The 16097-nt window shown below is 43.8% G+C and carries 11 protein-coding genes; 4 read left to right on the forward strand and 7 right to left on the reverse strand.

Translation table 11 applies throughout. From position 1 onward, the window contains the following. Nucleotides 1-129: 129 nt before the first annotated feature. Entirely contained in the window at nucleotides 130-1041 is a 912-nt protein-coding gene (locus tag ACVBIU_RS18485; protein WP_447160886.1) for a LysR family transcriptional regulator, read from the reverse strand. Between the two features lie 121 nt (nucleotides 1042-1162). Between ACVBIU_RS18485 and ACVBIU_RS18490 the strand changes: the two genes are divergently transcribed. Beyond that, nucleotides 1163-5716, forward strand: a complete 4554-nt coding sequence (locus tag ACVBIU_RS18490) for an ATP-binding protein (RefSeq protein ID WP_447164506.1) — start codon at nucleotides 1163-1165, stop codon at nucleotides 5714-5716. Nucleotides 5717-5919: 203 nt separating this feature from the next. Here the strand turns inward: ACVBIU_RS18490 and ACVBIU_RS18495 are convergent, their stop codons facing one another. The 4 genes from ACVBIU_RS18495 to glf all read right to left on the reverse strand — a co-directional run bounded on the left by ACVBIU_RS18495 (nucleotide 5920) and on the right by glf (nucleotide 12093). Continuing rightward, a complete protein-coding gene (locus ACVBIU_RS18495) occupies nucleotides 5920-7164 on the reverse strand; it encodes a cation:proton antiporter (protein ID WP_447164507.1) in 1245 nt (414 codons plus the stop codon). Nucleotides 7165-7356: 192 nt separating this feature from the next. Then, nucleotides 7357-9987 carry a cation-translocating P-type ATPase gene (locus tag ACVBIU_RS18500; RefSeq protein WP_447160889.1) on the reverse strand — a complete coding sequence of 877 codons (2631 nt, stop codon included), beginning with the start codon at nucleotides 9985-9987 and terminating at the stop codon, nucleotides 7357-7359. Nucleotides 9988-10111: 124 nt separating this feature from the next. Further along, nucleotides 10112-10927: a hypothetical protein gene (locus ACVBIU_RS18505; protein ID WP_447164508.1), complete on the reverse strand. Its 816-nt coding sequence runs from the start codon at nucleotides 10925-10927 to the stop codon at nucleotides 10112-10114. A 23-nt stretch (nucleotides 10928-10950) separates the two neighbouring features. Further along, complete coding sequence (gene glf / locus ACVBIU_RS18510) at nucleotides 10951-12093, reverse strand: UDP-galactopyranose mutase (protein WP_447164509.1); 1143 nt, start codon at nucleotides 12091-12093, stop codon at nucleotides 10951-10953. A 264-nt stretch (nucleotides 12094-12357) separates the two neighbouring features. Here glf and ACVBIU_RS18515 point away from each other — a divergent pair, with 264 nt between their 5' ends. After that, on the forward strand, nucleotides 12358-13281 hold the full coding sequence (locus tag ACVBIU_RS18515; protein WP_447164523.1) for a diguanylate cyclase domain-containing protein: 924 nt from the start codon (nucleotides 12358-12360) through the stop codon (nucleotides 13279-13281). 2 nt (nucleotides 13282-13283) lie between these two features. On the opposite strand, the gene ACVBIU_RS18520 is transcribed toward ACVBIU_RS18515, so the two are convergent. Further along, nucleotides 13284-14195, reverse strand: a complete 912-nt coding sequence (locus ACVBIU_RS18520) for a LysR family transcriptional regulator (RefSeq protein ID WP_447160892.1) — start codon at nucleotides 14193-14195, stop codon at nucleotides 13284-13286. Nucleotides 14196-14311: 116 nt separating this feature from the next. Between ACVBIU_RS18520 and ACVBIU_RS18525 the strand changes: the two genes are divergently transcribed. Continuing rightward, complete coding sequence (locus ACVBIU_RS18525; RefSeq protein ID WP_447160893.1) at nucleotides 14312-14452, forward strand: hypothetical protein; 141 nt, start codon at nucleotides 14312-14314, stop codon at nucleotides 14450-14452. A 31-nt stretch (nucleotides 14453-14483) separates the two neighbouring features. On the opposite strand, the gene ACVBIU_RS18530 is transcribed toward ACVBIU_RS18525, so the two are convergent. After that, nucleotides 14484-14699 carry a TIGR02450 family Trp-rich protein gene (locus ACVBIU_RS18530; RefSeq protein ID WP_447164524.1) on the reverse strand — a complete coding sequence of 72 codons (216 nt, stop codon included), beginning with the start codon at nucleotides 14697-14699 and terminating at the stop codon, nucleotides 14484-14486. 610 nt (nucleotides 14700-15309) lie between these two features. On the opposite strand from ACVBIU_RS18530, the gene ACVBIU_RS18535 reads away from it, so the two are divergent. Continuing rightward, entirely contained in the window at nucleotides 15310-15972 is a 663-nt protein-coding gene (locus ACVBIU_RS18535) for an SPOR domain-containing protein (RefSeq protein ID WP_447164510.1), read from the forward strand. Nucleotides 15973-16097 lie beyond the last annotated feature (125 nt).

A 16097-nucleotide genomic window follows, 5' to 3' on the forward strand; every position in this document is an offset into this window, starting at 1 on the left:
AGTGGCCCATTGTCGCTAGCTCAATTACATCATCATAGATTGTAGTGATTCTTGGCTAGTAAAGCGCTTATGTTATATAAAGAGGTCTAAAAATACACTGATGTTAGTGGCCCATTGTCGCTAGCTCAATTACATCATCATAGATTGTAGTGACTCTTGGCTAGTAAAGCGCTTATGGAAGAAGTCTAAAAACACACTGATGTTAGTGGCCAGCTGACGCCTGCTCGAATACACACCGTATACTTTAAAGGCCTCCATTGGCCATTCTTGTAATAAGGGGACTAAAGAGCCACTTGCGAGTTCGTTCTTACACACTGAGTTTGACAGCATGGCAATGCCAAAGTCGTCCATAGCGAGTTGCTTGACCATCACCGCGCTGTTAACGCGCACTTTTCGCTGAAAGTTAACCATGGTTTTTCTGGTGCCTTTACCCAGCGGCCAGATAGGGGCAGAGCGTGAGGTCCCTAATAAAATACCACTATGTTCAGCCAAATCTTGTGGTGTTGCTGGCGTGCCATGAATTTTTAAGTAACTAGGGCTTGCGACCAAGATAGGTTGGCGCTCAAATAACAGTCTTGCGACTAAATCAGATGACTGTAATGGGCCATATTTGATGGCGATATCGTAACCTTCTCCTACGAGTCCAATATCACTATCGGTAAATTGCACGTCGAGCTCAACATTGGGGTATAGACGTAGAAAGCCACTGCATAATGTGGCAATTAACTCTTGGCTAAAAGAGACGGGAATAGCAATACGCAATAAGCCAGAAACGTCGTTATGGGTATTTTCTACTGTGGCTTTGGCAGCCTCTATTTCATCGCTTATACTGGAGCAATGCTGAAAAAACAGCGCACCGACCTGAGTCAGGCTTAAATTACGGGTATCTCGTTGTAAAAGTCGCACGCCAAGCTGCTCTTCTAGTTGAGCAACTTTACGACTAATGGTTGATTTTGGCATGCCTATTTCACGGGCAGCTTGAGAGAAACCTTTGGCTCTAACTACCGCTGCAAAGAGCATCATACCGTTTAAATCAGGCATGTTATCTCCACTGTCTCAAATATGGAACAAAGCGTCTAGTGCAGTTTAATAGCAATTGACGGGATAACAAAGTTATATTTACGGGCTAAAAATTTCAGAGGCTAAAGCAGAGGATCTTTCGATGACCAGCAAAAATCAGCCCGCTAACATGACTCAAGTGCAAACTGCCGACCCGCTTTTTCTAAAAGCAGAGCAGTTAGCAAAAGACTTTTCACTGTTTCCTGAGCACAGTAAGCAAACGCTTTCAGAGGAGATTAAAGGTCTTTTAGACGATGACGCGATTCAAGCTAATCTTAAAGACTTGGCTCAGTTAGACGTTGATGGTTATGTCACTAAGGTGATTCAACCAACTCAAGATAAAAATCGCCCGGGTGCTAAACGCATCATTGCGGATCTTAAAGGTAAGCTCATTACCGAAACCCATATCGGCCCTTTTTATAGTGCAGAGATTGAACTGAATTTTGGATCTCGTACTCGCCGTATCGGTTTTGTCGCGCAAGAACGCACAACCGCAAACGGAGCATGGATGCCTGAGCATCATATTGCTTGCTGTAAAGCGATTCGCCACTTTGCTGAGCTGTCTATGCCGATTGTTTACCTTATCGACACGCCTGGTGCCGATGCAGGTGAAATAGCTAACAGCCAGAACCAAGCACACTCTATTTCTAAAGCGATTGCCGAGAGCGCGAACGTTGACGTACCTACTGTGGGTATAGTTATCGGTGCGGGTTACTCTGGTGGCGCGATTCCACTTGCCGCTGCAAACATCTTGTTATCGCTACGTGATGGTATTTTTAACACCATCCAGCCACAAGGTTTGCAAAGCATTGCCCGTAAATACAACTTGTCTTGGCAGGAATGTGCTAAGTCAGTTGGTGTATCGCCTGAAGAGCTTTATACCTCTGGTTGTATCGATGGCATTATCGATTTCTCGCCATCAGACCGAGATGAGCGTCAGCACAATTTACGCCGTGCAATTATTAGCAGTATCGAAGCGGTAGAAAAAGCAGCGGTTAACTTTGTGCGTGAGTCAGAAGATCTGCGTGAGCATTATGACCGCAGTTTAGCGCGTTTCCTAAGCCCGTCTAAGAATCTTGAAGCGTTAGAGCTCAATGCTGAGCTTGCGGTAGCTAACAACCCAACAATGCACTTGAACCTGTTTGGTAGTACATACCGTTACTTGCGTTATCTAACGCTGCGTAGCCGTATCCATTCTATCTCGCAAGAGCAGTACGGTCGGCTATCTAAGGTCAGCGTGCCTGAAGGTGATTTGTTAGCGCGTATTCAGCAAGAGCAAGACCGTGTATTCCAGTCTTGGTTATCAAGCCCTGATAAACTGGTTTATGACGAAGAGCTGAACAAGCTATGGGGTAACTTCATCGCTAAGCGTGATGATGTGTCTACCGAGCGTAATATGCTAACGCGTTTGATTTTGGGTGAGCCAAAAGAGAACTATAAGAAAGCCCGTAAGGCGCTTATCTTTAACATCAGCTGGTCGCTATACCACCGCTGGAAAGGCAACGCAGAGAACAACTTCAAAGGGCTGATTAATTATCTTGAGACGCTTCCATCTGAAGTGACGCAAGCCGATTGGCCTGAACTGAACAAGCTAACCGTGTTAGATGTGATTGTTCATGATGAGCTGCGTGAAGACTTTATTTGGCAATGTCATAACATTTTAGTGTTTGATGCGCTTTACGACAACGTTGTGGGTAATCTTGCGTCTATCGCAAAAGAAGCCATGATGTCTAAGAGTTTGTCACGTAACTCGGTTGATAACTTGCTGCATGACTCTATTGACCGTGCACTATCGACGCAAAACGTTGCTAACGATAAGAACAAGTTCTACAAGTGGCTGAAGTACTTTATGTCACAGTCAAACCGCGCAGAACTACTGACTCGTACTGAGCAGTGGAAGAGTGTTGGTTTCCCACAACTGAACGACAGTCTATTTGTTATTCTGACTTACTTTTTCGAGCGTTTACTGCCTGAGTATTTTGACAGCGAAGAAGAAAGCGGTGAATACACTGGCGCAATTAACCCTGTTCGTATCGGTCGTCGTAAAGACTTCTGGAACCGTTTGACTATGGGTTATCAAGATTTGTTAATCCAGAAAGTACTTCGCGACGAAAAACGCGCAGGAAAAATGGGTTGGGAATCAATTGTCGCTAAGTTTTTCTCTGAGTTTGAAGAGATTAACGGCGATAAGATTTCAGCTAACTTGCTTAACTTCCCCGGTTTCCGTCTTTCAATCGAAGATGCATTAGACAAGGGCATTCGCCCATGTGGTTTAATCACAGGTCTTGCTGATTTTGATCATAACGGTCAGCCAATGCGCGTGGGTGTTGCAGTATCAAATACGGCGTTCCAGGCGGGTGCATTCGATATGGCGGCAGCTGAGAAGTTCAGCGCGTTATTGATTGAGTGTGCTAAGCGCAGACTACCGGTTATCTGTTTCATCAGCTCAGGTGGTATGCAGACTAAAGAAGGTGCAGCCGCGCTTTTCTCTATGGCAGTGGTGAACGATCGTATTACTCGCTTTATTCGTGATAACGAATTGCCAGTATTGATGTTTGGTTATGGTGATTGTACCGGTGGTGCACAGGCAAGTTTTGTGACACATCCACTGGTACAAACTTATTACCTGTCTGGCACTAACATGCCGTTTGCGGGCCAAATGGTTGTTCCAGCTTACTTACCGTCTACGTCCACGCTGTCTAACTACTTGTCTAAAGTACCTGGCGCGATGGATGCATTGGTGACGAACCCATTTAGTGACACGATTGACGAACAATTACAAAGCATCGATCCGTTAATGCCTAAGCCGACGGCTAAGATTATTGATGTGATTGGTAGTGCAGTATCGACGTTGGTTCCTGAAAGACTGATTGCTGAAGAAGTGATTGTTCAGGATGATCCGCGTCAACTAATGAAGCCGATTGACAAGGTATTGGTTCATGCTCGTGGTTGTACTGCGGTTAAGCTTATCCGCAAGGCTCATGACAATAATATCAATGTGGTATTGGTCGCATCAGATCCTGATATGACGTCAGTTCCAGCTGATATGCTAAAAGGCAACGACAAGTTAGTTTGTATTGGTGGTAACACTTCTGATGAGAGTTACCTAAACGCGTATTCTGTACTTAAAGTGGCTGAATACGAAAATGTGGATGCATTGCACCCAGGTATTGGTTTCTTGTCTGAAAGCCCGCAATTTGCTGCACTTTGTGTCAACAACGGTATTAATTTCGTTGGTCCAAGCGTGCATAGCATGACGACTATGGGTAACAAGTCGAACGCGATTAAGACATCACAAGCGCAAAACGTGCCTGTTGTACCGGGTAGTCACGGTATTTTGACTAACGCAGAGCAAGCGGTAAACGTTGCTAGCGAAATCGGTTACCCAGTACTGCTTAAGGCGGTACAAGGTGGTGGCGGTAAAGGTATTCAGGTTGTTGAACGTCCAGGTGACATGATCTCCTTGTTCCAAAAGACCTCTACTGAAGCAGCTGCCGCATTTGGTAACGGTGACTTGTACCTAGAGAAGTATGTAACCTCGCTACGTCACATTGAAGTCCAGTTACTACGTGATCAGTTTGGTAATACTAAAGTACTCGGCCTACGTGACTGTTCTGTACAGCGTAATAACCAGAAAGTGGTTGAAGAGTCTGGTTCAACTATGTTGCCAGATGAGCTTAAGCAAAAGGTGATGGAATACACCCGTCTACTTGGTGACGCAACCGATTACATGGGTGCTGGTACGGTTGAATTTATCTATAACTTAGACGCGAACGAAGTCTACTTTATGGAAATGAACACTCGTTTACAGGTTGAGCATCCAGTTACTGAAGCAACATCAGGCATTGATATCGTTAGCGCTGGTTTTGATATCGCAGCAGGTCGCTCGATTGCCGAGCTTGAGCCACAAGATATTGGCTATGCGATGGAAGTGCGTGTAACGGCTGAAAAAGCGGCTCTTGATAGTAATGGCGTATTACAGTTATTACCGTACCCAGGTCTAATCACTGAGTACCAGATGCCAGAGCGTGATGACATCGAAATCATCTCAATTGCAGGCGAAGGTAAAGAGGTTTCTCCTTATTACGATAGCTTGATTGCGCAGATTATCTGTCGTGGTGAGAGCCGTGAAGATGTGATTGTTAAGCTACACGACTACCTAGCAAACCAAGTGGTGATAAAAGGTATCGCAACTAACATTCCGTTGCTCACGCGCATCCTTAAAGATGGCACCTTCAACGAAGGCGTATACGATACTAATTATCTACCACGCTTTATGGCAGAGCTAGACGTGCCAGAGATGATTGCTGAAATGGAAGCGGCGGCAGAAACGGTAGGTGTTGATACTGCATCACTTCGCGTTGGTGAAAGTAATGAGCTTAAAGTGATGGCTCAAGGCGCAGGTATCTTCTATACCTCTCCAGCACCGGGTGAAGCTGACTTTGTTAAAGAAGGCGACATAGTTACTGTCGATCAGACTTTAGCGCTTACAGAAGCAATGAAGATGTTCTCGCAGGTAACCTTAGCAGGCTTTAACCGTAAGAACGCGATACTTTACCCTGAAGATCAACAGTATCGTATTGAGCGTATTCTTAACAGTAACGGTCAGCAAGTCTCTCAAGGTGAGTTACTGTTTGTTGTGTCTCCGGTAGCCTAGCAACTTGGTGTACTTCTTCGCAGCCTAACTTAAGGTCAGTTAAGATGAGTGAAAGCGTAGCGAATTAGACCTAAAAAATACCCACATAATGTGGGTATTTTTTTGTCTAAAATTCGCTAGGCATTCATATCTTGATACTGATTTGGCTTGATACTGACTAGCGCTATACCGATTAACTTTATACAGATCGGATATAGTTGCTTTCAGGACTTATCGACCCCCTGATAGCGAATTAAAAACGCTAACAACAATGGGGTGATAATGCTGGTTGCTATCGCCATGATGACTATGGCGGAAAATAGCCCAGATATGATGGGCGGTGTAGGGTCTGGATGATTAAATAGCCCGGCTTGTAACGCGACTCCCGCTAAAACGATTTCAACTGCTCCGCGGCCACTCATTGCAACGCCTATTCGCAGTGACTCTTGGCTACTATGACCCGTAGCCCGTGCACATAGCCCAGCGCCAATGAGCTTACTGAGCAAGGCTACAGTAATCAGTAGAGCGACAAACCCAGGGATTGATGCCAGTGACGTCAAGTCTAAATGAAACCCTATCGACACGAAAAAAATTGGCGCGAGAAAACCTGAGGTGATACCCGACGTTTGTCTCTCAACGCGGTCATATACTTTTTGCTCCACAACCGCAGGATGGAAAAACATACCTGCGACAAAGGCACCGATAATAAAATGTAAACCCAGTATTTCGGCGAGTACAGCGTATCCCAGAGAGGCGATTAATAGCATACTAAAATCAATATCAGGGATATTGGTGTACTTGAGATAGCTACCAACAAAAGGAAATAAATAGTAGCCGACAGGTATTGTGATAACGAAAAAGAGCAGTACTTTAGCTAAAAGTGGGCCCCATAAATCTAGAGTAAAAGATAGGGTGCCCCCATTACTAATAGTGGCTAACAATAAGGAGAGAATAAATAAGCTGAGTAGATCGTCCCACAGCGCGGCGGCGACAATGGTTTTACCCTCTTCGGTATCTAAGCGGTTAAACTCCATCAGCATGCGAATGGTGACAGGCACCGCCGTAACGGCAAGAGCCGTTCCCAAGAACCAACTTTGAACTGTTTTAAAGGGGGATTCTGGAAACAGCATAAGCCCTATTAAGGTACCAGAGATAATAGGCACTAACATGCCGCCGATCGCTACAGCAGGGGCTGAGCTTGAGGTCTTCTTAAAGTCGAGTGGGCTCATGCGTACGCCAGCCAATAGCATCAGGAAAAACATCCCTAGATCGGCCAGCGCTTCAAACGCTTCCCCTTGAGTCACTTCCCACAGCAATGGAAATGTGTCTTGAAAACGATACAGGAATAACCCCAGTGCGATCCCAGACACTAACTCGCCTACAATCGGCGGTAAATTTAAGCGTTTGGCTATAACCGCAAAAATCCGGGTAACAGCCAGCAATACAAGAACTAAATAGAGAAAACGCATCTGTATTTTACCCCCAGCTCGACTAGTATGAGAATAGTTGTCTGGCTGTATAAAGTCTAATATCTAATCGAGCCTTGGTGATGCCCAAGGCCTGTATTTTGTACTTACCGTGAGTCCGATTTAGCTAAAGTGCTAGTTCTAAAGCTAAGCTGCAAAATGAGTTAAGAGCTAATGATGACTGCTGCTAGCTGACTACTCTTGTCGTTGACTCGCTATGGCCGCAGCGACCTTCGGATGATGCTTGGTACGCCAATACCTTTTATGTAGTTCATCTACAACAAAGAGTACTGAGGCGGTAGCGAGCAAAATCAACCAGTGACCGAGGCTAATTGGACTGATTTGCAGCGCATCACTGAGTCCTGGTGTATACATGGCACCAATATGGATCCCCTGTGCAACGACAATACCGATAAGTAATATTGGGTTACTAAACCAAGGGATCTGTAATATCGACCTGTGTTCTGAGCGGCTATTGAGGGCATGTACATTTTCAAACAGCACCATCAACATTAACGTGAGGTTACGGGCTTCTGCTTCACTGGAGCCTGTTTGCAGTAATATGGTAAATAAACCAAATGCGATCAGCCCCATGGTGAGTGCGCTCGAACAGACCCTTTCGAGCATCAATCGATCGAAAATAGGCTCCTTAGGCGACCGCGGTGCTTGAAGTAGTTCTTTGCCTTCGGCAGGTTCGAAGGCGAGTGCAACATCCTGTACCCCATTGGTGACAATATTTAGCCAGAGGATCTGCAGCGGGAAAAGTGGGATAGGTAGCGCGAACAGCACGCTGAGTATAAACAGCAAGATCTCTGCAGCACCTGTGCTGATCAGTAAGTAGATCACCTTGCGAATATTGTTATATACGACGCGACCTTCAACAATCCCCTTTACAATGGAGCTAAATTTATCATCGGTTAGCACCAATGAGGCGCTCTCTCTGGCGACATCAGTACCTCTAAGTCCCATAGCTATTCCCACATGGGCGTGTTTTAAGGCGGGGGCATCATTAACGCCATCGCCTGTCATGGCGACAAACTCTCCCTGCCTGATAAGCGACTGAGTGATCTCCATCTTCTGTTGCGGTTTGACCCTAGCAAACACTCTATGATTGGCGACAAGCCGGTCAAATGTATTGATATCCTGCAATCTTGCTTGTTCAAGTGCAGGCCCCGTAATCGCACTATCAGTTTCATCTGCAATCTTAAGTTGTTTGGATAAGGTGAGGGCGGTGGCAGGGTGATCGCCAGTTATCATCGCGACTTTAATGTGCGCTTTTCGGCATGCTGCAACGGCCTCGATAGCGTCGGGTCTAAGGGGATCGCTCATGGCGACTAAACCGAGAAGTTTCAGCCCACTAAAATGATCATCTATAGGAGTACCTAAGCCGTGAGCGACAGCTAGTACACGATATCCTTGCTGCGCCATTATGTGGGCTTGATTAAGTACCTTTTGTCGTAACGTTTTGTTAATCGAGCACATGGGGATAAGTTTCTCTACCGCTCCTTTTACTGAGATCATAGGGCCTAACGAGCTATTATCTATGCTGGCACTAAAGCCTTTTTCTGACTCATAGGGGAATAAGTTCAGCCGTTGCTGTACTGGATCGAAAGGGAGTTTGAACTTGTGGCCTAAGACAAGAAACGCAAGATCGACGCCATCACCATCGGCGTGCACGTGATGCTCCTCAAAAACTAAGTGCGCTTCATTAGCGAGTGTCCCCGCCGTGACTAACTGCTTAAGTGTGGATTCACTTGTTAAGCTGCCTGCCACTAAGTGATTGCTCTCTGAATTAGGTTGAATTAAGTCAACCTGAGTCTGTTCTCCAGAGGGATACACACCACCTATGGGGCTGAGTCCTTCGCCGGAGACAAGGTAAACCTGCTCATTAGTAAGCCAAATTTGACCAATGGTCATCTCGTTGACCGTTAATGTGCCAGTTTTATCGGAGGCGATAAACGTACAAGAGCCGAGTGCTTCCACTGCAACGAGTTTGCGCACAATCACGTTAGCTTTAGCCATTCGTTTCATACCGATAGCAAGAGCCACGGTAATGGCAGCCGGAAGCCCCTCAGGGATCGCAGATACAGCTAATGCAACGCCGAGTAAGAACACGTCAGAGAGCGGCGCGCCTCGAAGTAGAGTCAGGCCAAATATGAGCGCGATGATGATGATTATGGCTATCGCGATACGTAGAGTGAATAGATCGATTCTTTGCATCAGCGGTGGCTTGGTGCTACCGCCCTGGTGGACTAAATGGGCTATCTGCCCTATTTGAGTATTGGCTCCGGTCGCAATGACCTCGCCTTCGGCTCGTCCATGGGTGACTAAGGTTCCAGCAAAAGCCTGTTTTTTATTGCTAACAGAGGCGGACTCTCCTGTGAGAGCTGACTCATCAACTTGAAATAAATTTGCTTGTTTTAAGCTGATATCTGCACCGATACGATCGCCGCTGTTGAGTATGACCCAGTCACCTGCCACTAGATCTTTGCTATCAACAAGCATTGGGTGGCCATCACGGATAACGCGGCTCTGCTGCGGCACCATATGCGCTAATGAGTCGGCGGCTTTTTGAGCTGAAAATTCTTGAATCGTGCCAATAAGCGCGTTAATAAGTAAAACAATGGAGATAAAAAAAGCATTGATAAGTTGCCCGAGGAGTAAGCAAACAATCACTGCAACCAATAGCACATAGATAAATGCGCTACGAAATTGGATAAGAAACAGTTTAAAAAAACTATTCCTAAGCGGCTTAGGCAAGCAGTTTGCCCCATTTTGCTTTAACCGCTCCCGTGCCTGCTCGGTTGTCAGCCCCTGAATTGCCACATAGCCTCCAGCAGTACAGCTTTGCTTCGTCCCTTTATCTATAGTCAATAATTATAGGGCAAGATATGTTTTCAGGCGTTTAATTGACCAGTATCAAAGGTACACGGTTGTCGGGGCTTCCACTTTAACTATGGTTAAATTTGGCGTGCTTTTTAGCTCTGTGTTTGGCAATGACTCTTTGATATTTTCCTCTTATGCTCGCCAAGATTGAGGAACACTGGCTGGATTGCGAGATCTGACTATAAACTTTAAATTTATTTGGCCCATGACGACGACAGATATTGAACTGCGGGTATAAGCTTTGTAGCTGCAGCGCGTCTTTCTCTGGTGATAACTCAGGGTTAAGTTTATACAGCTCACCACCGACTGGACGAGTGTGAATAACGGGCGTTGCATCAATAACGGCGATACGTTTGAAGTCAGTATTAGCAATAAGGTGAGGCCACAGGGCATCGAGTCCCCACCCAGATGGACTTTGGCCCAAACTCTCTTTTAGGGTGATCAACGCACTGGCCGAAAAAACGGGCACCATCACCTCTACAAAATTACTGTAGCGCAAAACTGAGTGTGGTTGACGCAATAAGCTTGAGTGCGAGAAGTAAGAATCCATGGTCAGTGCCGGTTGTGCCAGCGCTAAGCCAAAACCATCAAAAAGACTGAACATCTTATTGATAGTATTAGCGTCAGTCATGATGTCATCATCGGGTAACCAGACTGCATCATATTGCGATATGATCGCCCAGTTGGCTTCAACGAGCTTATGGATTATTGGCCACTTGCCACCTTTTACTTGCTCATAATAAGTCGCTTCAGCTTGGTAATGATTAGGCTTATCGCCAAAGTAACTTAAGAATAAGTCAAAATTAGGGACTGCATTTTCTAACCAATGCGGATGCAGGGAGTTATCGCCTACACGGGCAATGACTAAGTATTTTTTCATATCAAATGGCTCTATAAATGTCGCTATTGCGCAGTAAAAGCTGGCATGGTTTGTTTGGTTGCGAGTGTATTTAGGAACACTTGGCTGGCCGTCAATGCTTCATCAATTGTCACGTCCATATCTAAGTAGCGATAAGTGCCTAATCGACCGACAAAGGTAATATTTTTTTCTTGTTTAGCCAGTTGGATATAGCGCTCAAGTAAGGTGTTATCTTCACTAAGCCTCACTGGATAATAGGGAGTGTCATCTGCGGTTGCTTCGCGACTGTACTCTTTAAAAATCACTGTGCTTGAGTGTGTCTCCCAAGGGGTAAAGTGCTTATGCTCACTGATCCGCGTATAGGCTTGGCTATTATCGCAATAATTAATGACAGCATTGCCTTGATAGTCACCTTCATGGGTTTCTTTATCAAAGTCTAAGGTTCGATAGGGGAGTCTACCGAGCTTAAAATCAAAATACGCATCTAACGGCCCTGAGAAAAAAACATGATCGTACTCGGATTTCATTGTGGCGCAAAAGGCCGAATCGAGTTGTAGTGTAATGTTAGGGTGATCGAGTAACTTTTCGATTAACGGGGTGTAGCCCTCAATCGGCATTCCCTGAAATGGGTGGTTAAAATAATTATCATCGTAATTAAATCTAACTGGCAGGCGCTTTAAAATACTCGCTGGTAGCGTATCAGGCGAGCGCCCCCACTGCTTAATGGTGTAATGCTTGAAAAAAGCTTGGTACAGCGATTCACCAATCATTTTTTGCGCTTGTTGCTCAAAATTCTGTGGTTCCATAATGCTGCCATCTGCTTGTTTAGCAATAAATTGCTCAGCTTCAGCGGGTGACATCTGTGCATTAAAAAACTGATTGATTGTATGCAGATTAATTGGCAATGAGTAAACCTGACCATTGCTCACCGCCTTCACTCTATTGGTAAATGGCATCATTTGCCCAAGTTGGGTGACATAGTCCCAAATGTGCGCTTTATCTGTGTGGAAAATATGTGGGCCAAAGTGATGTAGCATTACATCGCTCTCGCTATCTCGAGAAGAGTAGCAATTACCTGCAATATGTTTGCGAGGTTCAAATACTGTTATTTGGTGGCCAGCTTTGGCGAGCTCATTGGCAATAACAGCACCTGAAAACCCGGCTCCGGCAATTCCGATTTTAAGCATCATGTATTCAATATTAGCGGTCAATAAAAGCAGGAGTGAAGTTTACAATACTTGCGCCTGATATGAGCGAAATTAATCAGCTTGGATATAAAAAACGACACTGCATGTATCTGTTTATTCGCTGTTGTGGTTTTAATGTTTTATGTTTGTTGCTATTTTGTGTGCTCATTTGTTTTGAAAAATGGCTAAGGTAAGTGAAATCGTGGAACCAAGGAGAGGCTTATTACGACCTCGATTGATAAAGACGAACTGTTGGCAGAGTTAATGCGCGATAAGGCTGAACTAACCAAAGAAAATGCCTCGTTACGCGACCAAAATAAAGCCTTACAGCAAAAGCTCAATGCTGCGTTAGATGGAACTGGCTTGTGTTTGTGGGAGCAGCATATTCCCAGCGGTAATTTAACCATGTTTAATATGGAGTGGGGGTCACTGCTCGGCTACACCATAGATGAACTGGCAGCCCATATCGATAGCTGGAAAGGTAATCTTCATCCAGAAGATCGTGATTGGGTGATCGCTAACTTTGATGATCATATCAAGGGGAGAACTGACTCCTACGATGTGACCCATAGAATGTTGCATAAAGATGGCTCGGTAACTTGGGTATCAGATCGTGGGCGGGTGATTGAATTTGGCTTGAGAGGGGAACCATTACGGATCATGGGGACGCATGTTGATATAACGAAAGAGAAACGCTACGAGCAGGAGTTAGCTAAGCTTGCTCATCGCGATCCTTTAACTGAGCTGTTCAATCGACAAGCTATCATGGAGGTGTTTAATAGCTCGCGTCAATCTTCAATAAAGGGTGCCTTAATGTTTATCGATTTAGATGACTTTAAGGCTAACAACGACCGCTATGGACATAAGTTTGGCGATAGCTTACTAATTAAAATCGCAGAAATGCTGCAGCTGCAGGTGCAAGAGTCCCAAGTAATCGCAAGGCTTGGAGGTGATGAGTTTGTTGTGCTGTTTGAGTTTAGTGATAAAGCATTACTTGCTTGTATAGCAGACAGGATCTTGAGTGCTTTTATGGGGTCTATCAAGGTTGAAAATAGGCATGTGACAATTGGGATGAGTATCGGGATCAGTTTATTTTCAGATCAATCTTTTAGCTTTGCCTATGAACAAGCCGATCGTGCAATGTATGAGGTAAAGCGCCAAGGAAAAAACGGCTACCGTTTTGCTTGACGCTACACAGGCGTTATACCGAGCTGATTATTAGGGCTGAGCTCCCGACTTAAATTGATGAAACTCTCAGCTGCGGGGGTAAGTGGTAAGTTCTTACGCCAAATCAGTGCTAAATCCCATGTTAGCGCTGGTGATAGTGGTCGGTATAACAGTTCTTTTGAGGCGATTTTATCGCAAATTGGCTTAGGTAATATGGCTATGCCCATCTTAGCCTCTACCATCGCGGCGATAAAATCCCATTGGCCACTCTGAGCGGCAATATTAAGCTCTACATTGGCCTTACGGCTTAGCCTATGGATAAGCTTTGACAGAGAAAAATCATCGTTATAGAGAATAAAAGGATGAGGCTCAATAGCTGACCAGGTAATGGCTCTGGACTTTGCCAGCAAATGCTCTTTCGGAATACAAGCAAGTAGGGGATAGCCTTTGAGGTTATGGCTATCAAACTCGTGTGAATGAGTTGTAGGTAATGCGGTAAAGGTTAGATCTAGCGTGTCATTAAGCAGAGCTTGCTCCGCACCATATCCGCCGAGCTCGACAATACTAATCTCTATTTTTGGAAAGCGTTTTCGATATTCTGATAAGAGATTGATGATCATCTCTCCCATCATAGGACATACCCCTAAGCGAAGCTGCCCTGTTTGTAATCCATTTAAGTTGTTTAAATCTTCTTGTAACCTATGCCATTGTCCCACTATCTGCTTCGCGGTACTTTCAAGCATTCTGCCTGCTTCTGTAGCAATGACTTTTTGGTTATTTCGGATAAGTAGAGGTTGTTCTAGGTGTTCCTCCAAACGCTGGATCATCTTGCTCAGTGTCGGCTGAGTGAGGTGTAACTTTTCAGCAGCTCGGGTGTAATTTCCCACCTCAAGTAACGTAATAAAGCAGTGTAAGCTCTTAATTTGTACGTTCATGCTTTTATGGAATCCAGTTGATAGTTATTATTCATTTTACTAATAATAGGATAAGGATTACTTTGACCGCAAGCACACTGTTGTGTCTATTTTTGTTGCAATTAATAGGAAATAAAATGAAGGCATATCAAGGTTTATTCGCTCAAGCACTCTATTTAGCTGCCAAGCCATTAGATAAAGAACAGAAACAAAAACTCAATGCCAACTCTGGTCAGCGTCAATGTTCTGCGCAAAAAACCAAGAGTAAGGTGCGCTAATCCTAGGCAAAGTATCACTGCTAGAACCGTTTTACTTCCAACCAAAGTTCCAATTTCTCTGCTGCATTAGCTCGCGCCAATTAATTTGATATTCGGTGCGAGTCAGCACTGCTTCAATAATGCACAAGCTGACTTCCCCCTCCTCATCAAACTCCACCTTAGTGACCATAAAATGCTTCTGCTTTTCTTTAGGTTTAATGGCTGTCCATTTACTATGAAGCAGCTTTTTTGGGTTAATTTTATTCATCTGCGTCAGTACGACTTCTACAGGGAATAGATCACTTGTTCCATATCGATATTCTCCATCCATAAGCTGCTCGATAAAACATCAAGTTAGCTGAGACCACTTTAATAAATGGTTAGCCTCTTATTAATTGTTACCAAAATCAATTTTGTCATTATTTTGTCATTTTTAGTTTTTCGATGTTTATTAGTCATTGCTGTTTCTTGTTTTTATGTTGTTAGTTCTAAATTCATTTGTTATGCCCGTAAATAATAAATCACTTATTAATGATGTTCGGTCTTATATATTTTAATGGGTTTTTAATTGAGCTGTGGCGCTATAGTTGTCGTGATTTTTACATTTCTGGTTTTTTCATCTTAACTTTGTGGTGTTTACTGGCTTTTAAGACTATCGACTTGCTACTGCTTATTAGTGATTAATGTCACAAATTTTATCTTACTGATTTTTGTTTTAATGTTTATGTTATTTTTGGCTCGTTTTTAGCTAGGGGATAGTATTGATTGGTTTTTTGTTTTGTTAGTTTTATTAATTTAGTGGTATATAGTAAAAGTTGACAAAATATTGTCGGTAACTATTTATTAAGGCTTGTTGAATTAATGCGAGAGTTAAATAAGTGAAGCTTGTAAAGCGTTTCGGTAAAGACAAGATTAGAGCTGTGCGCTTACTTTCTAGTTGGAGGGCTGTATTTGTTCTAGGGAGTTTACTTTGTTTTCTTTCAACAACTAGCTCAGCTAAAGAACAAGAGCAAATTCCGTCATCTGAATTAGCAGCTGAGCTATCTCAAATAAAGCTGCAATTAGCTGACTGGGAGAGGCTTAAGCCTGCGATTGAACGCCTAGTGGATAATGAAGAAGATTTAGGGCTATTGATCTCTGAGCTGAGTAAAATTTCAGAGTTGCAGCATAAGCCTGTAAAAGTGATAACGACGACAGAGTCAGCTTTAAAACCACAACCTATTAATAGCGTAGAAAGTTTAGTCAATAATAATATGGTGACCGAATTTAAAAAAGAAGTGAGAGAGTTTGGTATTCACCTTTCTTCTTATTCTAATGCAAACAACTTAAGTTCTGGTTGGCTTAATTATCAAAAGCGTTTTAAAAAATTGTTAGCAGGTGGTGCACCACTTCAGTTCGATTTTGCCCATAAGGGAAAAGAATTCTCAAGGTTGGTTTATGGACCATACTTGAGTAAGAGTGCGGCATCTAAAGTATGTCGGATATTAAAAAGTGAAGGGCAATATTGTGCCGTAGTTAACTATGAAGGTAAGCGGATTTAAATCATTTCTCGTAACTTTAATCTGTTTTGTTAAAAATAATTAAAGTAAATTTTAATTATGCCGATTAGCTATTTCGATTTGGTTTCGTTCTACTTTTATATTAGCTAGGTATATTTGTCACTTCT

Source organism: Shewanella sp. 30m-14, from assembly GCF_052977125.1.

Excerpts from the sequence above, each read along its gene's own strand:
- ACVBIU_RS18485 (WP_447160886.1), bottom strand. The coding sequence starts at position 1,041 with ATGCCTGATTTAAACGGTATGATGCTCTTTGCAGCGGTAGTTAGAGCC.
- ACVBIU_RS18490 (WP_447164506.1), top strand. The coding sequence starts at position 1,163 with ATGACCAGCAAAAATCAGCCCGCTAACATGACTCAAGTGCAAACTGCC.
- ACVBIU_RS18495 (WP_447164507.1), bottom strand. The coding sequence starts at position 7,164 with ATGCGTTTTCTCTATTTAGTTCTTGTATTGCTGGCTGTTACCCGGATT.
- ACVBIU_RS18505 (WP_447164508.1), bottom strand. The coding sequence starts at position 10,927 with ATGAAAAAATACTTAGTCATTGCCCGTGTAGGCGATAACTCCCTGCAT.
- glf (WP_447164509.1), bottom strand. The coding sequence starts at position 12,093 with ATGCTTAAAATCGGAATTGCCGGAGCCGGGTTTTCAGGTGCTGTTATT.
- ACVBIU_RS18515 (WP_447164523.1), top strand. The coding sequence starts at position 12,358 with ATGCGCGATAAGGCTGAACTAACCAAAGAAAATGCCTCGTTACGCGAC.
- ACVBIU_RS18520 (WP_447160892.1), bottom strand. The coding sequence starts at position 14,195 with ATGAACGTACAAATTAAGAGCTTACACTGCTTTATTACGTTACTTGAG.
- ACVBIU_RS18525 (WP_447160893.1), top strand. The coding sequence starts at position 14,312 with ATGAAGGCATATCAAGGTTTATTCGCTCAAGCACTCTATTTAGCTGCC.
- ACVBIU_RS18530 (WP_447164524.1), bottom strand. The coding sequence starts at position 14,699 with ATGAATAAAATTAACCCAAAAAAGCTGCTTCATAGTAAATGGACAGCC.